The organism is Gordonia sp. ABSL11-1 (assembly GCF_030315685.1).
In the GTDB taxonomy this organism is placed as follows: domain Bacteria; phylum Actinomycetota; class Actinomycetes; order Mycobacteriales; family Mycobacteriaceae; genus Gordonia.
The window spans coordinates 13,474-35,175 of record NZ_JASXSI010000026.1; the positions used below are offsets into that span (position 1 = coordinate 13,474).

18 protein-coding genes, 1 tRNA gene and 1 pseudogene are annotated in these 21,702 nt (G+C 66.5%); 16 read left to right on the forward strand and 4 right to left on the reverse strand.

All coding sequences use genetic code 11. The annotated features are described in order from the left end of the window. Positions 1-160 precede the first annotated feature (160 nt). Positions 161-1,471, forward strand: coding sequence for an FAD-binding oxidoreductase (locus QSJ19_RS22330; protein WP_286323251.1), 1,311 nt, complete (start codon positions 161-163; stop codon positions 1,469-1,471). A 4-nt stretch (positions 1,472-1,475) separates the two neighbouring features. Beyond that, a complete protein-coding gene (locus QSJ19_RS22335) occupies positions 1,476-2,384 on the forward strand; it encodes an NAD(P)H-binding protein (RefSeq protein ID WP_286323199.1) in 909 nt (302 codons plus the stop codon). Between the two features lie 718 nt (positions 2,385-3,102). Here the strand turns inward: QSJ19_RS22335 and QSJ19_RS22340 are convergent. After that, positions 3,103-3,179 (reverse strand) — tRNA-Leu (locus tag QSJ19_RS22340). Positions 3,180-3,319: 140 nt separating this feature from the next. Here QSJ19_RS22340 and QSJ19_RS22345 point away from each other — a divergent pair. The 14 genes from QSJ19_RS22345 (at position 3,320) to QSJ19_RS22410 (ending at position 18,936) form a co-directional block, all read left to right on the forward strand. Then, on the forward strand, positions 3,320-3,946 hold the full coding sequence (locus QSJ19_RS22345) for an ANTAR domain-containing response regulator (protein ID WP_286323252.1): 627 nt from the start codon (positions 3,320-3,322) through the stop codon (positions 3,944-3,946). Positions 3,947-4,129: 183 nt separating this feature from the next. Beyond that, positions 4,130-5,362: a branched-chain amino acid ABC transporter substrate-binding protein gene (locus QSJ19_RS22350; RefSeq protein WP_286323200.1), complete on the forward strand. Its 1,233-nt coding sequence runs from the start codon at positions 4,130-4,132 to the stop codon at positions 5,360-5,362. An 85-nt stretch (positions 5,363-5,447) separates the two neighbouring features. Further along, the gene (locus QSJ19_RS22355) at positions 5,448-6,488 is read left to right on the forward strand and encodes a branched-chain amino acid ABC transporter permease (protein ID WP_286323201.1); all 1,041 of its coding nucleotides are present in this window, start codon (positions 5,448-5,450) and stop codon (positions 6,486-6,488) included. After that, a complete protein-coding gene (locus QSJ19_RS22360) occupies positions 6,485-7,714 on the forward strand; it encodes a branched-chain amino acid ABC transporter permease (RefSeq protein WP_286323202.1) in 1,230 nt (409 codons plus the stop codon). The genes QSJ19_RS22355 and QSJ19_RS22360 overlap by 4 nt, the downstream gene beginning before the upstream one ends. Then, the gene (locus QSJ19_RS22365) at positions 7,711-8,688 is read left to right on the forward strand and encodes an ABC transporter ATP-binding protein (protein ID WP_286323203.1); all 978 of its coding nucleotides are present in this window, start codon (positions 7,711-7,713) and stop codon (positions 8,686-8,688) included. Before QSJ19_RS22360 ends, QSJ19_RS22365 begins: the two co-directional genes overlap by 4 nt. A gap of 172 nt (positions 8,689-8,860) precedes the next feature. Further along, a complete protein-coding gene (locus tag QSJ19_RS22370; protein ID WP_286323253.1) occupies positions 8,861-9,628 on the forward strand; it encodes an ABC transporter ATP-binding protein in 768 nt (255 codons plus the stop codon). Positions 9,629-9,845: 217 nt separating this feature from the next. Continuing rightward, the gene (locus QSJ19_RS22375; RefSeq protein WP_286323204.1) at positions 9,846-10,415 is read left to right on the forward strand and encodes a GNAT family N-acetyltransferase; all 570 of its coding nucleotides are present in this window, start codon (positions 9,846-9,848) and stop codon (positions 10,413-10,415) included. A 50-nt stretch (positions 10,416-10,465) separates the two neighbouring features. Beyond that, a complete protein-coding gene (locus QSJ19_RS22380; protein ID WP_286323205.1) occupies positions 10,466-11,035 on the forward strand; it encodes a GNAT family N-acetyltransferase in 570 nt (189 codons plus the stop codon). A gap of 42 nt (positions 11,036-11,077) precedes the next feature. Continuing rightward, positions 11,078-13,879, forward strand: coding sequence for a DNA polymerase I (polA, locus tag QSJ19_RS22385; RefSeq protein ID WP_286323206.1), 2,802 nt, complete (start codon positions 11,078-11,080; stop codon positions 13,877-13,879). Beyond that, entirely contained in the window at positions 13,879-14,931 is a 1,053-nt protein-coding gene (locus QSJ19_RS22390) for an isocitrate/isopropylmalate dehydrogenase family protein (RefSeq protein WP_286323207.1), read from the forward strand. The genes polA and QSJ19_RS22390 overlap by 1 nt, the downstream gene beginning before the upstream one ends. Before the next feature lie 315 nt (positions 14,932-15,246). Further along, positions 15,247-16,155, forward strand: a complete 909-nt coding sequence (locus tag QSJ19_RS22395) for an ABC transporter substrate-binding protein (RefSeq protein ID WP_286323208.1) — start codon at positions 15,247-15,249, stop codon at positions 16,153-16,155. A 4-nt stretch (positions 16,156-16,159) separates the two neighbouring features. After that, on the forward strand, positions 16,160-17,116 hold the full coding sequence (locus QSJ19_RS22400) for an amino acid ABC transporter permease (protein ID WP_286323209.1): 957 nt from the start codon (positions 16,160-16,162) through the stop codon (positions 17,114-17,116). Then, the gene (locus QSJ19_RS22405) at positions 17,103-17,876 is read left to right on the forward strand and encodes an amino acid ABC transporter ATP-binding protein (RefSeq protein WP_286323210.1); all 774 of its coding nucleotides are present in this window, start codon (positions 17,103-17,105) and stop codon (positions 17,874-17,876) included. The genes QSJ19_RS22400 and QSJ19_RS22405 overlap by 14 nt, the downstream gene beginning before the upstream one ends. Positions 17,877-18,003: 127 nt before the next feature. Next, positions 18,004-18,936 carry a type IV toxin-antitoxin system AbiEi family antitoxin gene (locus tag QSJ19_RS22410; protein WP_286323211.1) on the forward strand — a complete coding sequence of 311 codons (933 nt, stop codon included), beginning with the start codon at positions 18,004-18,006 and terminating at the stop codon, positions 18,934-18,936. Positions 18,937-19,038: 102 nt separating this feature from the next. Here QSJ19_RS22410 and QSJ19_RS22415 read toward each other — a convergent pair whose 3' ends face one another. The 3 genes and pseudogenes from QSJ19_RS22415 to QSJ19_RS22425 form a co-directional block, all read right to left on the reverse strand. Continuing rightward, a complete protein-coding gene (locus QSJ19_RS22415) occupies positions 19,039-19,884 on the reverse strand; it encodes a class I SAM-dependent methyltransferase (RefSeq protein ID WP_286323212.1) in 846 nt (281 codons plus the stop codon). 15 nt (positions 19,885-19,899) lie between these two features. After that, positions 19,900-20,981 (reverse strand): annotated as a pseudogene (locus tag QSJ19_RS22420) (class I SAM-dependent methyltransferase). A 99-nt stretch (positions 20,982-21,080) separates the two neighbouring features. Further along, positions 21,081-21,635: a 2'-5' RNA ligase family protein gene (locus QSJ19_RS22425; RefSeq protein ID WP_286323213.1), complete on the reverse strand. Its 555-nt coding sequence runs from the start codon at positions 21,633-21,635 to the stop codon at positions 21,081-21,083. Positions 21,636-21,702: the final 67 nt, after the last annotated feature.

Below are 21,702 nucleotides of genomic sequence, written 5' to 3' on the forward strand. Positions count from 1 at the left end.
TAGCGTCGCTGTTCTCCTGTTCTCCATGAGTACCGACGCAACAACGGATCATCCGCCGACACTGATCGGCCGACTGACAGCGCAAGTCGACTGCCCGGTCGTCGCACCCACCGATCGTGGTTACGACGCCGCACGCCTGGGATGGAATCGCACCGTGACAATGTCACCGGACGCTGTGGCAATGACCAACGACCGCGGAGATGTGCAGGCAGCCCTGCGAACCGCCCGAGAACTCGGAGTGCCGCTGCATGTGCAAGCCACCGGGCACGGCACGCTGACGTCGGCCACTTCCGGTCTGCTCATCAACCTGTCGTCGATGAACGACGTGCACATCGACACCGAGCGGATGCTCGCGACCGTGGGACCCGGGGCGACCTGGAACGACGTCAACCGCGCATCGGCAACACACGGTCTCGGATCGCTTTCGGGTCGGTGCGCAACGGTGGGCGTGACCGGGTACACCCTCGGTGGCGGCTCCGGGTGGTTGTCACGTACGTACGGATACGCGGCAGACAGTGCCTTGGAAGCCGAGATCGTCACCGCCACAGGAGATATTGTCACCGTCGACCGTCATCGCCACGCCGATCTCCACTGGGCGATCCGAGGCGGCGGCGGCAATTTCGGCATCGTCACCTCGCTCACCTTCCGGCTGTTTCCCGCCCGGCGCGTATTCGCCGGAATGTCGTTCTATCCCGTCGAGCGCGCCGCAGACATCTTCCGCGCCTATCGTGACTGGTCGCTCGACGAGCCCGACGGCATGAACACGGCAGTACTGCTGATGCGGTTGCCTCCCGCGCCGGCGATTCCGGCGGCTGCGCGAGGACGCCAGGTGGTCGCGCTGCGCGCGTTCGCACTCTGCGACGAGCGCGAGGGCCGCAACCAACTCGACGCGGTGCTGAAAGTGGCCGGACCCGCACTCCACGATGGGTTTGCCGAGCGCGATTTCGCCGAGGCGAGCGCGGCCACCAACGGCCCGGATGCACCGCCGATGCCCCATCGACAGCTTGTCCACTTGTTCGACAGCGTCGATGATGATCTCATCGACCAAGTCGTCAACGGCGAGGGCCGGGCGGCCGGCGCACCATACGCGTTCATCGAGTTGCGACATTGGGGTGGCGCGATGGCCGAGACGACCTCGGATTCCGGGCCCGCCGGACATCGGAGCACTCCCTATTCGATCCTGGCCGTGGCGCCATACCTCACCCCGGACCGCAGCGCAGTCGACACACAGGTCGACCGTCTGGATCGGCTCTGCCATTCACGCGCCACCGGCGGTTCCTTCTTGACCCTGCTGACCCGGCCAGAACTCACTGCGACGGCATTCACCGACCGACACTTCGGCATGCTCCGAGAGATCAAGTCGCGGTGGGACCCCGACGATATTCTCCAACCTTCCCACCACATCCCACCCCTGCACACGTATTCATCGCCATCGCACGCACCGTCAATCAAGACATCAACAGAGGAGTAAGCACATGTGCACAGTTCTCATCACCGGAGCCACCGGAAACGTCGGCTCCCGCGTGGCCGCCGACCTCGTCGCGGCCGGAGTACGGCCGCGACTCTTCGTGCGAGATGCCACCAGACTGATGCACCGGTGGCAGGGTGGAAGCGTCGAGGTGGCTCTCGGCGACTTCGATGACGAGGAGAGTGTCGAGGCCGCCATGCGTGGAATCGACCGCATCTTCCTCACATCAGCGGACGGGCCGGACAAAGTCGCACACGAATGCGCAGTCATCGCCGCTGCCAAGCGGGCCGGTGTGGGGCGCATCGTGAAACTGTCAGCGATGCACGCCCGCACCGGGTCGCCGCTGCCCGCCTTCGACTGGCACGGGAGAATCGAGGCCGTACTCGCCGATAGCGGAATGCCGCACGTTCTTCTACGGCCGGCGTTCTTCCTGGACAATCTGCTCATGGTTGCTCCCGGCGTCGCGGCAACCGGTCACCTCGCTGCACCGACCGGCGGCGCACGGGCAGCGATGGTCGATGTCCGCGACGTCGCCGCGTCCGCTGCGAGCGCGGTACTCGCCAATCAGGTGCTCCGCGACTCCTACGATCTCACCGGACCGGAATCCGTCACGTTCGCCCAGGTCGCCGACGCTATCGCGACGGCAACGAAGCAGACCATCGTGTTCGACGACCTGACGCCGGAAGAAGCTGCGCCGCGATTCGCCGGGGCCGGACTGCCCTCGTGGTTGGGCACCCAGCTCAGCGGAGCGTTCGGCGTCATGCGCGACGGCGGCTTTGACGCCGTCTCCGACGGGGTGCGGGAGCTGACCGGGCGACGGGCGCGCGCCGTCTCTTCTTGGGCGCGCGTACACGCGGCGGCCTTCGTGTCCGAACCCGCCCCGGCACCACCACAGCCGTCGGTGAGGCTGGGTTGACATCCCCCTTCCGCGCGGCGGCGAGGGAGGTAAGGTTCTTCTGGTCGGTGGGGACGCCCTGCACGAGGGCGTCGATGCCGTCGACGTCACGGGACGGGGAGAAGTTCCGTGAGTGGGCGGATCGGTTGGTCGCGACCGGTGACCCGGTGTCGGCGCGTGTGGCAGGGTGTCGGGTCCCGGCGCGAGATCAGGCCCGTTGCATGGCTTTCCGAGTACAACGCGGAGAAAGGCGCAAGCTCCGCACGAGACGGATTTCTACGAACTTCGACGCGGGAAGCGTTCGAACAGAAGCGGATTGGGGCTATGACGGGTAAGCGTGAAAGCGTTCGGGCGGAACGAGTCCGGGTCGACCTGACAGATTCACTGGCGACTGCGGAAAGCCTTACGCGCCAAAGGAATGCCCCGACTCAAGTTGCGACGGGATTATCGCGGTGAAGCGCGCCGGCGATCGCGCCTGAGCTGCCGAAGTGCGCGGCGAGGAAGACGAGGCCGAGCGGGTGTCCGCGCCGGATGAGTCGTCGTCGCCTCCCGTGGTCGCGTCTCGCGTGCGGCAGGAAGCTGCTGCCGACGGATGAAGCCCTCGAACGTTGCGTGCTCCTGACCAGCGCCCGCGCCATGGGCCGGCGTCACGCACAACGGGTGCCCCGCCGACGTCCTCGTCGAAGGCCCGAGGCTGGGACCTGACCATCACTATTACCCCTGATGAACAGGGGTTTCATGGTGCCCTCGGTGAGACTCGAACTCACACTGGACGGGTTTTGAATCCGTTGCCTCTGCCAATTGGGCTACGAGGGCATCCGCAGTCGCGCACGTGATGTGGCGGCTGCGACAGTCCACTCTAGATGATCGGCCGACGGACGGACCAGCCGGTACTCTGCACGCATCGGCTCGTGACGGATCGTGCTGGTCACGGGTACGTCGATGCGGAGGAGGGGATGGTGACGGTGACGGACAGGGTTGCGGCGTCGGAGGGCGAGCAGGTGACGACACATCGTGTGCTCGTGGCCGAGGACGACTCGTTGATCCGGATGGATCTCATCGAGATGCTCCGCGAGGAGGGATATGAGGTCGTCGGGGAGGCCCCCAACGGCCAGGTCGCAGTCGAGCTGACGGAGCAGCTGACCCCGGACCTGGTGATCATGGACGTGAAGATGCCGATCCGCGACGGCATCGACGCCGCCTCGGAGATCGCCGAGAAGAAGCTGGCGCCGGTCGTCATGCTCACCGCGTTCAGCCAGCGTGAGTTCATCGAGAAGGCCCGCGACGCCGGGGCGATGGCGTATCTGGTCAAACCGTTCACGAAGGCCGACCTGGTGCCGGCGATCGAAGTGGCGGTCAGCCGCTACAACGAGGTCTCCGCCCTCGAGAAGGAGGTCGCCACCCTGGGAGACCGTCTCGAGACGCGCAAACTGGTCGAGCGTGCCAAGGGGCTTCTGATGGAGAAGCAGTCGTTGTCGGAACCCGAGGCGTTCAAGTGGATTCAGCGTGCGGCCATGGACCGTCGGACGACGATGAAGGCGGTCGCGCAGGTCGTCGTCGAGACGTTGGGGCCCACCGCCTGATCCATCCGTGGGTCGAGCCGTTAATTCTGTGAAAACACCGTGAGCCCTGTGGTGCGCGTTTGCCTCCAATACAGCGCGGCGGCCGTCGTTTGGGTCTATGTTTTCTCAAGGTCTCCTCAGCAGACCTCCCGGCAGACGAACACCTCGCCGCGCCGGGTGGGTGGGAAGTGAAGAGGTAAGAGAATGCATCGTCGCGTGACGACAGGTGCTCTCGCGTTGGCCATGGCGAGTGTTCTCGCCGTGTCCGCGTGTAGCAGCAAATCCAGCGACTCCGGATCCGAATCGGGCGCCAGCGGCTCGGCTGCCGCGAGTTCCGGACTGGAGATCGCACCACTGGCCCAGATCGACACCCAGGGCAATGAGGTCCAGGCGACCGCAGAGGAGGCCGCGCTCAACCCGGCCGGCGACGGCAAGGCCGAATGTCCCGAGACCACGATCGCCATGGCCGGCGCACTGACCGGCGCCGACGCCGCACTCGGCATCAACATCCGCAACGGCGCGCAGCTCGCCGTCGACCAGCACAACAAAGCGAACGCGAACTGCCAGATCGTCCTCAAGACCTTCGACACCGAGGGTGACCCGCAGAAGGCCACCCAGGTGGCCCCGCAGATCGTCAACGACGACGCCATCGTCGGCCTGATCGGTCCCGCCTTCTCCGGCGAGACGAAGGCCACCGGCGGCATCTTCAACCAGGCCGGACTCGTGTCGGTCACCGCCTCGGCCACCAACCCGACACTCACCGACAACGGGTGGAAGACCTTCTTCCGCGGCCTGGCCAACGACGACGTGCAGGGCCCCGCGGTCGCCAAGTACCTGACCGGCACCATGGGAAAGAAGAAGGTGTGCGTCATCAAGGACGACACCGATTACGGTGTGGGACTTGCCAAGGCGATGACCGAGTCGCTCGGCCCGGCCGCCGACGCCAGCTGCTCCGGCGACGTCAAGAAGGGTGACCGCGAGTTCTCTGCGATCATCTCGAAGGTCACCGCCGCCAATCCGGATGCGGTGTTCTACTCGGGTTACTATGCCGAGGCCGCCCCACTCGCGCAGCAGCTGAAGACCGCGGGCTCCGAGGCGACCTTCGTCTCCGGCGACGGCACCAACGACCCGCAGTTCACCGCGCAGGCCGGCGACAGCGCCAAGGGCGCGATGCTGAGCTGCCCCTGTGGTCCGGCACCCTCGCAGTTCAAGTCGGAGTACGAGTCGGCATTCAAGCAGGCCCCGGGCGTGTATTCGGTGGAGGCCTACGATCTCGCCACCATCTTGATGAAGGGCATCTCCGAGGGCCAGCGCACGCGGCCCGAGCTGCTGAACTTCGTCAAGACCTACAAGGGCCCCGGCCTGGCCCGGCAGTACGAGTGGACCCCGACCGGCGAGCTCACGTCGTCGCTGATCTGGGTGTACGACGTCAAGTAAGACACGACCATCACGGTGCGTCCGGGCACATCGGCCCGGACGCACCGTGGTCTGTGGGGGAAATCTCTGTGGCTGAAAGGCATGCATGATCGTGTACTCGATGGCCGAGACGACGGTGATGGCGTCGACCATCAACTTCGACCTCGGCGCTCTCAAGGACGGCTTCTGGGGCCTGACGATCGAGGGGCTGACCTACGGGTCGATCTACGCTCTCGTCGCGGTGGGGTACACCTTGGTGTACGGCGTCCTCCGGCTGATCAACTTCGCGCATTCCGAGGTCTTCATGCTCGGCATGTTCGGGCAGTACATCGGCCTGCTGCTGCTCGGTTTCACGCCCTCGGGGAACACCTACTCCGAGGGCACGTTCATGACGATCATCTACCTGCTCCTCGCCGGGCTGTGTGGCATGGCCGTATCCGGTAGCGCGGCAGTCGGATTGGAGTTCGTCGCCTACCGGCCACTGCGTAAACGCAACGCCAAGCCGCTGGCGTTCCTGATCACGGCGATCGGCATGTCGTTCGTCCTGCAGGAGTTCGTGCACTACGTGCTCCCGAAGCTGCCCATCGATCCGCCGCTCGGCGGCTCGAGCGCACAGCCGACGATCCGGCTGGTCCAGCCGGTCAAGGAGTTCAGCATCTTCGGTGCGCCCGTCTACAACCTCACGCTGATCATCATCCTCTCGGCGCTGATCCTGGCGCTGGGCACCGACTACATGATCAACCGCACCCGCCTCGGCCGCGGCATCCAGTCGGTGGCGCAGGACCCCGACGCGGCACTGCTGATGGGTGTGTCGCGCGAGCGCATCATCATGATCACGTTCCTCATCGGCGGCGTTCTCGCCGGCGCGGCCGCACTCCTCTACACGCTGCGGGTGCCGACCAACATCGTCTACTACGGCGGATTCATCCTCGGCATCAAGGCGTTCTGCGCCGCCGTCCTCGGTGGCATCGGCAACGTCCGGGGTGCGCTGCTCGGCGGACTTCTCCTCGGTGTCATGGAAAACTATGGGTCGGTGGTTCTCGGCAATCAGTGGAAGGACGTCGTCGCCTTCGTCCTGCTGATCCTGGTGCTGATGTTCCGCCCGACCGGCATCCTCGGCGAAAAACTCGGGAAGGCGAGGGTATGACGACACATCAGCCACCGGCGGATCCGTCGGCACTCAAGGATCCGAACGCACCCGAACCCCGCGGTGTCGGCGACGCCATCCGAACCTGGTGGAACGGCCTGCCGCGCGTCGCGCAATGGCTCGTCGGTGTCCCGGCGATCATCGTGATCGCACTGCTCCCGGTCGTCAATCCTCCGCTCATCACCACCACCGCAACCGATTTCGGGGTGGTGATGGCGACGTTCGCGATGACCGCGCTGATCGCCATCGGCCTCAACGTCGTCGTCGGCCAGACCGGCCTGCTCGACCTCGGATACGTCGGCTTCTACGCGGTCGGCGCCTACGTCGTCGCGCTGCTGACCAGCCCGGCGAGTCCACTGTGGAACAGCGCCGACCACGGGATCTTCTCCGGCCCGTGGGCGTGGCTGGCCTGTGTGCCACTCGCGATCATCATCACCGGCATCACGGGCGTGATCCTCGGAACGCCGACCCTGCGTGTACGCGGCGACTACCTGGCCATCGTCACACTCGGATTCGGCGAGATCGTGCGGCTGCTCGCCGACAACCTCAGCGACATCACCAACGGCGCGTCCGGCCTGCAGGGTGTGCTGTTCCCGGAACTCGGTACCTCCGACAAGCATCCCGACGGGGTGTTCTCCAGCGCCAACAACGCGGACACGCTCAACTACGGCGTGTGGTGGTATTGGCTGGGCATCGTCCTGGTCATCCTCGTGCTCATCGTGATCGGCAACCTGGAACGCAGCCGCGTCGGCCGCTCGTGGGTGGCCATCCGTGAGGATGAGGACGCCGCCGAGATCATGGGCGTACCGACCTTCAAGTACAAGCTGTGGGCATTCGTGATCGGCGCGGGCATCGGCGGACTCTCCGGCGCCGTGTACGCCGGTCAGGTGCAGTACGTCGATCCGAAGGCATTCACGGTCATCAACTCGATGCTGTTCCTGTGCGCCGTCGTGCTCGGCGGGCAGGGCAACAAGCTCGGCGTGATCGCCGGCGCATTCCTCATCGTCTACCTGCCGGCCCGCGTGCAGGGCGTCGAGATCGGTGGACAGTCGCTGAGTGAGTTCAAGTATCTGTTCTTCGGCATCGCCCTGGTGGTCCTGATGGTCTTCCGTCCGCAGGGATTGTTCCCGGCCCGCGCCCGCCTGATCACCTTCGGCCGCCGCATCTACGGCGCGGTGAAACGGGCGCCGGCGGTTCCGGCGCGTGGCGAGGAGGCCGGCGCATGACACGACATCGTCAACCCGACGACGGACCCGGCGACACCTCGGGCGGCGTGCCCGACCACGAGGAGCAGATCGCTGAGGCGGTCGCCGATCCCGAGGCCACCACCGTCGTCGACACCGCAGCCATCGACCCCGATCTGTCCGATCCGGAAGTCGTGGCCGAAGTCGTTGCGCCACAACGTGAGATCGTCACCGCGACCGGCGAGCCGCTGCTCGAGGTGAACGGTCTGACCGTCGAGTTCGGCGGTCTCGCCGCCCTTGACGACGTCACCTTCGACATCAAGCGGGGTGAGATCCTCGGCCTCATCGGGCCCAACGGTGCGGGCAAGACCACCTGTTTCAACGCCATCACCGGCGTGTACCGACCGACCCGCGGTACGGTCACGTTCGACGGCGCGCCGCTCGGCCGGATCAAGCAGCACAAGATCACCCGCAAAGGCATCGCCCGCACCTTCCAGAACGTCCGACTGTGGGGTGAGATGACGGCGCTGGAGAACGTGTGCGTCGGCACCGACGCGCGACACAAGACGTCGGTGTTCGGTGGCCTCCTGCGCACCCCGCGCCATTACCGCGAGGAACGCGACGCCGTCGACCGCGGAATGGCGTTGCTCGAGTTCGTCGGGATCGGTGCGCGGGCGGCAGAGAAGGCGTCGAATCTGCCCTACGGCGACCAGCGTCGTCTCGAGATCGCTCGTGCACTGGCGACCGAGCCGAAACTGCTGTGCCTCGACGAGCCCGCCGCCGGATTCAATCCGATCGAGAAGACCGCCCTGATGGGGCTGATCAAGAGAATCCGCGACGACGGTTACACGGTATTGCTGATCGAACACGACATGCGCCTCGTCATGGGGGTGACCGACCGCATCGTCGTGCTCGAGTTCGGACGCAAGATCGCCGACGGCACCCCGAGAGAAGTCCGCGACAACCCCGCCGTGGTGGCCGCCTACCTGGGAGTGCCCGATGACGAAACCGCCTGAACCCGCCAAGCCTGATCCCACTGCGTCCGATCCCACTGCGTCCGATCCCACTGCGTCCGATCCCGCTGCGCCTGATCCCGCTGCGCCTGATCCCACTGCGCCCGATACCGCTGTGCCCGATCCCGCTGTGCCCGATCCCACTGTGCCCGATCCCACTGTGCCCGATCCCACTGTGCCCGATCCCGCAACCCCTGCTTCGCCCGACTCGGCCACGTCGGCGACGCCCGTCCTCGAACTGCGTGACGTGGTCATCCACTACGGCCGCATCCGCGCGCTGCACGGGATCTCCCTGCAGGTGGGTGCCGGCGAGCTCGTCACCCTCCTCGGCGCGAACGGGGCGGGCAAGTCGACGACGATGCGAGGCATCTCCGGGCTGAACCGGCTGACCAGCGGCGAGATCCTGTTCAACGGCGAGGCCATCTCCGGGCTCGCCCCGCACGAGCGGGTCAAGCGCGGCATCATCCAGGTGCCGGAGGGTCGTCGGATCTTTCCCGGCATGACGGTGCTCGAGAATCTCGACATGGGTTGCTACGGAAGGAAGTTCGACTCGAAGGCGGCCTACCAGGAGTCGGTGGACCATGTCTTCGAGCTCTTCCCACGTCTCGGCGAGCGACGCAAACAGTTCGGTGGGACCATGTCCGGAGGCGAGCAGCAGATGCTCGCGATCGGCCGTGCGCTGATGGCCCGACCGAAACTCCTGCTGCTCGACGAACCGTCGATGGGCTTGGCGCCGATGGTGATCCAGCAGATCTTCCGGATCATCGCGCAGATCAACGCCGAGGGCACCACCATCCTCCTCGTCGAACAGAACGCGCAGCAGGCGCTGAGCCGCTCCACCCGCGGTTACATCCTGGAGACCGGTGTGATCACCAAGGAGGGTGCCGGCCGGGATCTCCTGGTCGACGACGCGGTGCGCGAGGCATATCTGGGCGTCGCCTGACGTCGGCGGATCGAAGTCAACCGAAGGGTTCCCGGATCCGACCCGAGCTGCCTCGGTAGGCGAGTCCGGCCGTATACATCTGCAGCGCCGGAGGCCGTCGGCGACAACAGTTGTCGTCGACAGCCTCCGGGCATGCTCTCGAATACGGCGGGCCGGCCGACCTCACGCGTGACGCACGTCCAAGGATCTGCGCGTCGGCATCATCTACCCTCGAGGCATGCCGGGCATTGTAGTGACACCGAGCCGAGATCTCGATCTGGTGAGTTCGCTCCTCGCGCAGGCGTTCGTCGACGACCCCGTCATCCGATGGCTGCAGCCCGATCCGCGACACCACAAACAGATCTTCCTCACGCTCGCCCGGTGGGTGCACGGCGCCGACGCGTCGATCGATCTCGCCGTCCGCGACGGCGTTCCGATCGGGGCGGCGGTGTGGGACGCTCCCGGTCACAAGGTGAGCGCGACAGCGCAGATCGCGTCGATGGCCGGCTTCGCGAAGGCGCTCCGCAGTCGGATGCGCTACGGCGGCATCCTCGAGCAACAGTTCACCAAGCTCCGCCCCAAGGAACCGCACTGGTATCTGGGGCAGGTCGGCGCGACCATCAAGGGGGCCGGTGTCGGCGGCGCACTCCTGGCGGCGGGGATCGACCGGGTGGATGCCCCCGCGTATCTCGAGAGCTCCAACGAGGCCAACATCCCCCTGTACGAGCGCTACGGATTCCAGGTCACCACCGAGATCACGCTCCCGTACGACGGCCCGACCGTCTGGCCCATGTACCGCCGCGGCTGAACCTGTCCGAAACGCGGACCCGAGACGTCGAACCGATCTACGCTCGCAGCATGTCGGACATCTCCGTCGTCGCCTCCACGGACAAGAAGCTCGTGAGTGATGTCCTTGCACAAGCTTTCATCGACGATCCGGTGGTCCGCTGGATGGCGCCCGACCCCGCAAAGCATCGGGCGTTCTTCAGAGCGATGTTGACCACCGGGCACGGCCGGGAGAACGGTCTGGACGTGGCGATGCACGACGGTGTCGTCGTCGGCGCGTCGGTCTGGGATCCGCCGGGTTTCACCACCCGCAAGGTCGATGAGCTTCGCGGCATACTCGGATTCATCCGGGCCCTCGGGCAGCGCGCGTCCTATGGGCAGGACCTCGAGCGGCTGTGTGCCGAACACCGACCGGACGAGCCGTACTGGTATCTGCCGCTGATCGGCGCCACCGCCCACGGGCAGGGGATCGGCACGACCCTGTTGCACGCACGCCTCGACGACATGCGCGGACCGGTCCACCTGGAGGCCTCCAACGAGGTCAACGTCCCGCTGTACGAACGCTTCGGTTTCGAGGTGAACGGAGAGATCCAGCTGCCGAACGACGGGCCCAAGCTGTGGCCCATGCGCCGACGTCGCTGACACCCCCTCGAACTGTCGGGGCGTGTCACTAGACTCGCTGGGGTGAGTCCCGCGAAGAGTTCGACAGCCCCCGCGAAGAAGTCCGCCGGCAAGGACGGGCAGCCGGTCCTGATGCTGCTCGACGGGCATTCGTTGGCCTACCGTGCCTTCTTCGCGTTACCGGCAGAGAACTTCAAGACGGCGACGGGTCAGACCACGAACGCGGTGTACGGCTTCACCTCCATGCTCATCAACCTGCTGCGTGACGAGCAGCCGACGCACATCGCCGCGGCCTTCGACGTCTCCCGCAAGACCTTCCGTTCCGAGATGTTCCCCGAGTACAAGGCGCAGCGGTCGAAGTCGCCCGACGAGTTCAACGGCCAGGTCGACCTGACCAAGGAGGTGCTCGACGCGCTCGGTGTCCCCGTGATGGCGATCGAGGGCTTCGAGGCCGACGACATCATCGCCACCCTCGCGACCCAGGCCGAGGGTGAGGGCTTCAAGGTCCTCGTCGTGACCGGCGACCGCGACTCGCTGCAGCTCGTCGACGACAGCGTGACGGTGCTCTACCCGCGCAAGGGTGTCTCGGACCTGACCCGTTTCACGCCGGAGGAGGTCGAGAAGAAGTACGGACTGACCCCGGCGCAGTACCCCGACTACGCCGCCCTGCGGGGCGACCCCAGCGACAACCTGCCGGGCATCCCCGGGGTGGGGGAGAAGACCGCATCCAAATGGATCCGTGAGTACGGGTCGCTGGCCTCGCTCGTCGATCACGTCGACGAGGTGAAGGGCAAGGTCGGCGACGCGTTGCGCGCTCACCTGGCGTCGGTGCAGACCAACCGTCAGCTGACCGAGTTGGTGCGCGACATGCAGTTGCCGGCGGGACCCGACGAGCTGGCGATGGTCGGCTGGGATCGTGACCGCATCCACCAGCTGTTCGACGACCTCGAGTTCCGGGTCTTGCGCGACCGCCTCTTCTCGACCCTGACTTCCGTTGAGCCGGAGGCGGAGTCGGGATTCGACCTGGACGGGACGATACTGCGTGCCGGCGAGGTCCGGGCCTGGCTCGACGAGCACACGACGACCGGTCGCAGCGGTGTCGCGGTCACGTCGCCGCAGTCGGTGACCGGCGCCGACGCGACCGGCATCGCCATCGCCGCCGCTGACGGGACGTCGGCGTTCATCGACGTCACCGCGATCGACTCCGACGACGACAAGGCCTTGGGTGCATGGCTTGCCGACCCGGACAAGCCGAAGGCGCTGCACGAGGCGAAGTGGGCGATGCACGCCGTACGGGCCCGCGGCTGGATTCTCGGTGGAGTCACCAGCGACACGTCGCTCGCCGCCTACCTCGTCCGCCCCGGACAGCGCACGTTCAACCTCGACGATCTGGCGCTGCGCTACCTGCGTCGGGAGTTGCGCGACGATGCCGCACCCGACGATGGTCAGATGTCGCTGCTCGACGAGGACGCCGGTGACGCCAAGCTCGCCGAGCACCAGATGCTCGAGGCGCGGGCGGTCGCCGAACTCGCCGACACCCTCGACATCGAACTCGAACGCATCGACTCCAGGGCGCTGCTGACCGAGATGGAACTGCCCTTGCTGTTCGTGCTCGGCGAACTCGAGGCGGCCGGGATCGCTGTCGACGTCGACCACTTCGGCGAGTTGGAAAGCGACTTCTCCCAACGTATCCGGACCGCCGCCGACGCCGCCTACGACGTCATCGGCGAGCAGATCAACCTCGGGTCGCCCAAACAGCTGCAGACGGTGCTGTTCGACAAGCTCGACATGCCCAAGACCAAGAAGACCAAGACGGGCTACACCACCGACGCCGACGCCCTGCAGAGCCTGTACGAGAAGACCGAGCATCCCTTCCTCGCGCAGCTGCTCGAGCACCGCGACGCGACCCGGCTCAAGGTGACCGTCGACGGCCTGCTGAAGTCGGTCGCCGACGACGGTCGCGTGCACACCACCTTCAACCAGACAGTCGCCGCGACCGGGCGTCTGTCGTCGACCGAGCCCAATCTGCAGAACATCCCGGTGCGGACCCAGGCCGGCCGGCAGATCCGCCAGGGCTTCATCGTCGGCGTCGGGAGCGGAGCGGGCGGGCCAGGTCAAGTCGGCGCCGGGAGCGGACCGGGTGGGGTCGGTGCCGACGGCGACGGGTACGACTGCCTGATGACCGCCGACTACAGCCAGATCGAGATGCGGATCATGGCGCACCTGTCCGAGGACGCCGGTCTGATCGAGGCGTTCAACACGGGTGAGGACCTGCACAACTTCGTGGGCTCGCGCGCATTCGGGGTGCCGATCGACGAGGTCACCACCGAGATGCGTCATCGGGTGAAGGCGATGTCGTACGGGCTGGCCTATGGGTTGAGTGCGTTCGGCCTCGCGGCGCAGCTGAAGATCAGCCGCGACGAGGCGAAGGAGCAGATGGAGGCGTACTTCGCCCGCTTCGGCGGGGTGCGTGACTACCTGCACAACGTCGTCGACGAGGCCCGCCGCAACGAGTACACCGCCACCCTGTTCGGTCGTCGGCGCTACCTGCCCGACCTCAACAGCGACAACTGGCAGCGGCGTCAGTCGGCCGAGCGGATGGCGCTCAACGCGCCCATCCAGGGCACGGCCGCCGACATCATCAAGGTCGCGATGATCAACGTGTACGGACGATTGCGTGACGAGAAGCTGCGATCCCGGATGCTGCTGCAGGTCCACGACGAACTCGTCGTCGAGGTCGCCTCGGGCGAGCGGGAGTCCGTCGAGGCCGTCGTCCGCGAGGAGATGGGCAGCGCGATCACGTTGTCGGTGCCGCTGGAGGTCTCCGTCGGCTTCGGGCGCTCGTGGGACGACGCGGCGCACTGATGACCCGGATCGGTGTCCTCACCGGTGACGGGATCGGCCTCGAGATCGTGCCGTCGGCGATCGCCGTCGCGAACGCTGCGGCACGCGCTGAGAGTGCCGAATTCGATTGGCTGGAACTGCCATTCGGCCGCAGCGCCATCAACTCCCACGGAACTCCGGTCCCCGAGGAGACCCTGCTGGCCCTCGACGACCTCGACATCTGGGTGCTCGGTCCGCACGATTCGGCGGGTTACCCCGCGGAGCACGCGGGTCGCACGCCGGGTGCGGTGATCCGGAAGCGCTACGGCCTGTTCGCCAATCTGCGACCGGCCCGCGCATTCCCCGGTGTGCACGCCACGTCCCGGGCGATCGACCTGCTGATCGCCCGCGAGAACACCGAGGGTCTCTACGCCGACCGCAACATGGTGGCCGGCAGTGGTGAGTTCATGCCGACCCCGGACATCGCGATGGCCGTCGGTGTGATCACCCGGCAGGCGACCGAGCGCATCGCCCGCGTGGCGTTCGACGCGGCTCGGCAGCGCAAGCACCGGGTCACGATCGTGCACAAGGCCAACGTGCTGACGATGACGACCGGGCTGTTCCGCGACGTGTGTCGCGAGGTGGCCGCCGACTATTCCGACGTCATCGTCGACGAACAGCACGTCGATGCGATGGCCGCCCACCTCGTCCGGCGGGCCGGTGACTTCGACGTCGTCGTGACCGAGAACCTGTTCGGCGACATACTCTCCGACCTCGCCGGAGAACTCGCCGGGTCGTTGGGCATGGCAGCGTCGGTGAACTGTTCGGACACCAAGGTCATGGCGCAGGCGGCTCACGGCGCCGCGCCCGATATCGCCGGACGCGGACTCGCCAACCCGGTCGCGATGATCCTGTCGACGGCGATGGCATTCCGACGGCACGGTCTCGCGACAACGGACTCGGCGATGGTGGCGGTCGCGGGGCGGATGGAGGCCGCAGTGGCCGATACCCTCGCTGCTTCGGTCGCGACCGCGGACCTCGGCGGCACCGCGACGACCACCGAGTTCACCGCGGCGGTCGTCGAACGGGTGTGATCGGCTGCGGGCAATGGTCTCGATGTGCTCGCTCGTTCCTCGCGGGCTACTCGACCATCGGAGAAGCTCACCGTCCCGGCGTTCCCTCGCTCGAGTGGCCGAGGAGCCTGCGGGCGTTCCCTTCCGCTGGTCGAGTAGCCGACGAGCCTGCGAGGAGGCGTGTCGAGACCACGACCGGTAAATCTCTCGTAACTAGCCGGTGGATGGACTTGGTACCCACTAAGTTCGACACTGAGCGTGACGACGACCGGGAGGTGCGTCGTCGTGCGCCCGAGCATGTGAATGCATGCGGGAAACGAACAGATGGGGTGTGTGATGCGTGTAGTGCGATCCCGGCTCGGAGTCCTGACGGCTCTCCTGGCCGTGCTGGTCCTCGCGATGGCAGGTTGTTCCAACAGCGAGGACTCCGAATCGGCCGGTCCCGCGAGTTCGTCGGCGGCCGTCGACGTCTCCGAGGTCTCGGAGATCGCGGCTCTGGTCCCGCAGAACATCCGCGATTCCGGGAAGCTCATCGTCGGTGTGAACGTCCCGTATCAGCCGAACGAGTTCAAGGATTCCTCCGGCCAGATCGTCGGCTACGACGTCGATCTGATGAACGCGATCGGCAAGGTCCTCGGGCTGACGCCGGAGTTCAAGGAAGCCGAGTTCGACAAGATCATCCCGGCCGTCCAGCAGGGCACCTACAACGTCGGCATGTCGTCGTTCACCGACACCAAGGAACGCGAAGAGCAGGTCGACTTCGTCACCTACTTCAGCGCCGGCATCCAGTGGGCTCAGCGCAAGGGCGAGAACATCGACCCGAACAACGCCTGCGGCAAGCGGGTCGCGGTGCAGTCGACGACCGTCGAGGACACCGACGAGGTCCCGGCCAAGAGCAAGGCCTGCACTGACGCCGGCAAGCCGGCCATCGAGAAGCAGCGGTACGACTCGCAGGACGAGGCCGTCAATGCGCTGGTCATCGGCAAGGTCGACGCCATGTCGGCGGATTCGCCGGTCACCGCATACGCGATCAAGCGGTCCGACGGCGCGCTCGAGCCGGCAGGTGGCGTCTTCGAGTCCGCACCGTACGGCTACCCGGTCGCGAAGGGTTCGCCGCTCGCCGAGGCCCTGCGCCAGGCCGTGCAGCACCTGATCGACAACGGCCAGTACAAGACGATCGCCGAGAACTGGGGCGTCCAGGCGGGCACCATCCCGAACTCGGTGATCAACGGCGCGGTCAGCTGACGACGTGACGTCTCCATCGACCGGGCCGATCGCGCCCGATCCGACGGAACCCGCGCCGATCAAGGCGGTCCCACTGCGCCATCCGGGACAGTTGATCGCTGCCGCGGTGGTGTTGATCCTGGTCGCGCTGTTCGTCTGGGGTGCGGCCACCAATGACGCCTATCGGTGGGACACGTACGCGAAGTACCTGTTCGACACCCGGATTCTGTCCGGCGTCTGGTACACGCTGGTACTCACCGTACTGGCGATGATCATCGCGATCATCCTCGGTGTGGTGTTGGCGGTCATGCGCCTCTCGCCGAATCCGGTGCTGCGCTACACGGCATGGGTGTACCTGTGGATATTCCGCGGGACACCCGTGTACGTGCAGTTGGTGTTCTGGGGTCTGTTCCCGTCGATCTACAAGCGGATCGATCTCGGCATCCCGTTCACGGTGCAGTTCGCCCACTTCGACATCCAGTCGTTGAACGCGGCATTCCTCTTCGCGATGATCGGCCTGGCACTCAACGAGGCGGCCTACATGGCCGAGATCGTCCGCGCCGGCGTGTCGTCGGTGGGTGAGGGGCAGACGGAAGCGTCAGTGGCACTGGGTATGTCGTGGGCGCAGACGATGCGTCGAACGGTGTTGCCGCAGGCGATGCGGGTGATCATCCCGCCGACCGGCAACGAGCTGATCAGCATGCTGAAGACGACGAGCCTTGTTGCCGCAGTGCCGTTGACGAACGAGCTCTACGGTCGCGCACGTGACATATCGGGCGTCAACTTCCAGCCCATCCCGCTGCTGATGGTCGCGTCGACCTGGTACCTGATCATCACCAGCGTCCTCATGGTGGGGCAGTTCTACCTGGAGCGCTACTACTCGAAGGGCGCGAGCCGGCAGATGACGGCCCGACAGCTCAAAGCCATGGCCGCCGTGCAGAATGCACCGATCATCGAAGGGGAGAGCGATGAGAGCCGCTGATCACCCGATGGTGCTGGCCGAGCGGGTCTGCAAGAACTTCGGGTCACTGGAGGTGCTGAAGGGCATCTCGTTGGAGGTCGGTCGCGGCGAGGTGCTGTGCATGATCGGCCCGTCGGGTTCGGGCAAGTCGACGTTCCTTCGATGCGTCAACCATCTCGAGGTCGTCAACGCCGGCCGACTCTACGTCGACGGGGACCTCATCGGATACCGGGAGCGCGGCGACAAGCTCTACGAGATGAGCCCGAAGGACGCGGCCAAGCAGCGCCGTGACATCGGAATGGTGTTCCAGCACTTCAACCTCTTCCCGCACCGCACCGCCCTCGAGAACGTGATCGAGGCTCCGACGCAGGTGAAGGGGGAGAGCAAGAAGGCGGCCACCGAGCGTGCCCGGTATCTGCTCGATCGGGTCGGCCTCGACGACAAGTCCGACACCTACCCGGCACAGCTGTCCGGTGGACAGCAGCAACGTGTCGCGATCGCCCGTGCGCTCGCGATGGAACCGAAACTGATGTTGTTCGACGAGCCGACGTCGGCGCTCGATCCCGAACTCGTCGGCGAGGTCCTCGGCGTGATGCGCGAGCTCGCCGCCAGCGGGATGACGATGCTCGTGGTCACCCACGAGATGGGGTTCGCGCGGGAGGTCGCCGACCAGTTGGTCTTCATGGACGGCGGGGTCGTCGTCGAGCATGGCAACCCCCGCGAGGTCCTCGCCAACCCGCAACACCAACGGACACAGGGGTTCCTGTCGAAGTTGTTGTGAGCCTTTCGGGCAGGTTCTGACAGCCACCCCGAATCTGCAACACCACCTCGGTAATGTGTGAAGGTGGTGTTGCAAAGTAGGGGTGGCTGTCAGGCGACGTCGATGAGTGGATCCGAATCGGTGCGCCGTGCGTCCAACTGTCATGGACGATCTGTCACTAATCGAACACGCACTGGTCCGTCCCGAGCTACTCGCTCGTGGATTCACGGACTATGAGATCCGATCCGGTACCGAATCGGGGGTCCTGACCGTGCTGGCCCGCGGCGTGGTGATCTCCACGGCCTTCCTCGACGGCACCCGGGAGCAGCGCTATCGCGAGCTCTCGATCGCGCGTCTCCGGACGTCGCGCCGTCCGGGGCGTGCACTCGCAGCGGGGTCCGCCGGAGCCGTCCTCGGACTCCCGGTCTGGGGTATCGATGTCCGCCAGGTCGTGATGGCCGATCCGTCACGCTCACCCGGATCGCGGGCCTCGACCGGTGTGAAACTCATGACGGACAAGCGGCCACCGGCATTAACCGTCGTCGATGGTGTGCTGGTGACGTCACCGGCACGCACGGTCATCGACATCGCCCGGACCGCGAGTCGGGTTCCGGCCATCGCGATCGGCGATTCCGCACTGCACCAGGAGTTGTGCACCATGGAGGATCTGCAGAACGAGCTGGACCTGATCACGAGAATGACCGGAGCCGAGAGAGCTCGCCTGATCGTCTCGGAGCTCAACGGACTCGCCGAGTCCGTCCTGGAGTCGCGCAGTCGGATCGAGCTCGTCGATCGCGGCGTGCCGATGCCAGAACTACAGGTGGATCTCTACGACAGCTGGGGACGATGGATCGGGAGGGTCGACTTCTACTGGCGGGAGCAGAAGACGGTCGGTGAGGCCGACGGTGAGTCGAAGTACCAGGGCGAGAGCGGGGTAGCGGTGCTCCGCAAGGAGAAGGGACGCTCTGATGCGCTCGTCGAGGCCGGCAACCGCGTCATCCACGGGGGATGGTCCGACGTCGACCAGGCCGACGGTCTGGTCGCGCGGGTTCGACGTCTGATGGAGCCGCAGGCCGCCTGAGGTAGCCACCCTCGCTCTGCAACATCACCCGACTTCACAACCCGCGTGGTGTTCGAAACCAGGGGTGGCTGCCACAGTCGGCAAGCGGGCACCGGAAACCCGTCACCCCTTCCGGCAACAGAAGATGGCCGTCCCCGGGAAGTACTGACCGCGGAAGGGGCTCCACTGGCCCCACTCCTGGTCGAAGCCCTCGGGCCACTCGGGTTCGATGAGGTCGTCGAGAATCATTCCAGCAGAACGGATCTCCCGAACACGGTCGCCGATGGTGCGGTGGTGCTCGACGTAGGTGATGGCGCCGTCGTTGTCGACCTCGGTGTAGGGCGTACGGTCGAAGTAGGGGATCTGCACGATGAGGCCGTCGGGCCCGGGATCGTCGAGGAACATCCACCGCATCGGGTGATTGACCGCGAACACCCATCGGCCGCCTGGCCGCAGAACCCGCGCGACCTCCGCCATCACGCCGGCGCTGTCGGCGACGAACGGCACCGCACCGAACGCAGAGCACACGATGTCGAACGACCCGTCGCCGAAGGGGAGCGACTCGGCGGTCGCCTGCACCAGCGGGACGCGCACGCCGTCGGCGGCCATCGCGGCGAGTCCGATGCCCAGCATGCGCCGCGACAGATCGACGCCGACGACACGTGCGCCCTGTCCTGCCAGCCAGCGAGAACACGGAGCCGATCCGCAGCCGACCTCGAGAACGTCGCGATCCGCGGTGTCGCCGAGGAGTCCGACGTCGGCCTCGCGCAATCCTTCCGGGCACCAGACGAAGTCGCCGCCGGCCGCGTGCGCACCCAGGAACTCGCCGTGCTCGGCGTGGTAGTTCTCGGCGTCGTGATCCCACCACCAGCGGTTCGCCCGGTCGCTCGTGGTGGAGTCGACGGCGGTCAGGACGCGCGGCGGCCGGACCGACCCGACGTCGTCGTGCTGGTCGGGGTCATCGTTCACGTGGTGATCATAGGGTCACGGGGTGAGCTCGTAGAAGCGGAAGAACCCGAAGTCCTCGACCGGCAGCACCGTCACCGTGGAGAACCCGGCATCACGCGCGTATCCCTCGAGGGCGGAGCGACGCATGACCGTGCCCGTCGCCGCCGACGGTGGCGAACTCATCGAGTCCGGTAAGCACACGAACACCGAGAACCCGTACATGATCTTGTCGACATCATCTGCGGGACCGGCGAATTCGTCCGACACCACCTCGTCCATCACGATCATCCTGCCGCCGGGCGTGAGCGCCTCCCGGGCCGCCGACAACACCTCGACCGGCCGTGGCATGTCGTGCAGACACTCGAAGGCGAAGACGACGTCGAACGGTCCGTGCTGTTGGGCGCCGGAACCGTCGGCGAGCACGAAGTCGACACGGTCGTCGACACCGGCGTCGCCCGCCACGCGCTGTGCCATCTGCACCGACTCCTCGTCGACGTCGAGCCCCACGAAGGTCGCACCGGGATAGGCCTGTGCGAGAGCGACCGTCGAGTGGCCACCGCCGAAGCCGATGTCGGCGATCCGTGCGCCCGGCGTCGACAGCCGCCCATGGAGATGCCCGACGCAGGCCAGCGCCGGGGCCAGCTCGCGCTCGAACCACGGCTTGTTCAGCTCGGCCTGACATTCGCGAGCGTCGGCGCCGAGCTCGGCCCACCTCAGCCCGCCGCCCGAGCGGTAGGCCGCGAGCAGTTCGGAAATGTGCGCGAACGACGCGGCGAACATCCGGGGCAGTGGGCCGAGATAGGTCAAGACTCGACGTGTCGGTGAGCGCCTCGGCGGCGCCTGGCGGCAACGAGGACCGTGGCGGATCCTGCCCGAGGTCGGCGTCGACGATGCCGTAGACCGACTGCATCTCCAGCCACTCCAGCGCATAACGGGCGTCGGGTGTCGGTCGGGGTGGCGAGTTCGTCGGCGGTGACGGGCACGTGGTCGACGAGGCAGCGATACCAGCCGAGCCGCTCGCCCAGGTAGATGCTCATGGTCCCCGCGGTGGCGATCGCGGAGGCGAAGATGCGTTCGGCGAACGCATCGGCGGTGGATGTGTCGGGTGCGGTGGTCATGAGGCGACCTTGCGACGGCGAGGTCTCGAACACCTGTCGGATCGGTCATGGATCGGACGCAGTCCCGACGAACGGATGACAAGCAGTTCGACGACGGCCTCAGCAGGCGCGGCCGGCGAGCATGGACTCGGTCTTGGCGTTGCCGTCCCAGTGCCGTAGGCCGACGGCCCGGCCCTCGATGGTCCCGCGGGTGTCGAGCACGGCGAGTGCCCGGGTGAGTTCGTCGGGGGTGAGCCGCCGGGCCAGCGTGACGTGCGGGGTCCACCGCCCGGCCAGGCTGTGCGGCATCGGTGTGGCGCCACCTCCCGACTCGTCGCCGAGGTGATCGGCGGCCAGGCGCAGCGTCTGCGCATGCACCGACAACAGGTCGGTCGACGGCACCACCAATCGCGCGAGTGTCAGGTGATCCGGGCGGCCGAACAGGATCGGCGCGCCGAGGAGCACGGGGATCGGCAACCGCATCCCGACGGGCACGAGGGCGGCGTCGGCCGAGCCGGCGATGTGACCGGCGGCGGCCAGGGTGATGTGCGGTCGATTGCTGGGGGCGCGATGTGCGCTCTGACTGGGCAGTCCGGCGGCGGCCAGCGTGTCCCACTCATCGCGAACCTGCTGGTCAGACGCCTCGTCCAACAGCAGTTCGAGCGAATGAACCACCTGGTCACCCCTCACCGTCACAGCCATTTGCCCAGTACAATGCCGCTGGAGTACGCTGGCTCACGCG

Bases quoted from the DNA above. Each gene is read 5' to 3' on its own strand.
- QSJ19_RS22375 (WP_286323204.1), top strand. From the start codon at position 9,846: ATGCCGGGCATTGTAGTGACACCGAGCCGAGATCTCGATCTGGTGAGT.
- QSJ19_RS22355 (WP_286323201.1), top strand. From the start codon at position 5,448: ATGATCGTGTACTCGATGGCCGAGACGACGGTGATGGCGTCGACCATC.
- QSJ19_RS22365 (WP_286323203.1), top strand. From the start codon at position 7,711: ATGACACGACATCGTCAACCCGACGACGGACCCGGCGACACCTCGGGC.
- QSJ19_RS22335 (WP_286323199.1), top strand. From the start codon at position 1,476: ATGTGCACAGTTCTCATCACCGGAGCCACCGGAAACGTCGGCTCCCGC.
- QSJ19_RS22395 (WP_286323208.1), top strand. From the start codon at position 15,247: ATGCGTGTAGTGCGATCCCGGCTCGGAGTCCTGACGGCTCTCCTGGCC.
- QSJ19_RS22405 (WP_286323210.1), top strand. From the start codon at position 17,103: ATGAGAGCCGCTGATCACCCGATGGTGCTGGCCGAGCGGGTCTGCAAG.
- QSJ19_RS22360 (WP_286323202.1), top strand. From the start codon at position 6,485: ATGACGACACATCAGCCACCGGCGGATCCGTCGGCACTCAAGGATCCG.
- QSJ19_RS22330 (WP_286323251.1), top strand. From the start codon at position 161: ATGTCACCGGACGCTGTGGCAATGACCAACGACCGCGGAGATGTGCAG.
- QSJ19_RS22390 (WP_286323207.1), top strand. From the start codon at position 13,879: ATGACCCGGATCGGTGTCCTCACCGGTGACGGGATCGGCCTCGAGATC.
- QSJ19_RS22350 (WP_286323200.1), top strand. From the start codon at position 4,130: ATGCATCGTCGCGTGACGACAGGTGCTCTCGCGTTGGCCATGGCGAGT.
- QSJ19_RS22380 (WP_286323205.1), top strand. From the start codon at position 10,466: ATGTCGGACATCTCCGTCGTCGCCTCCACGGACAAGAAGCTCGTGAGT.
- QSJ19_RS22345 (WP_286323252.1), top strand. From the start codon at position 3,320: ATGGTGACGGTGACGGACAGGGTTGCGGCGTCGGAGGGCGAGCAGGTG.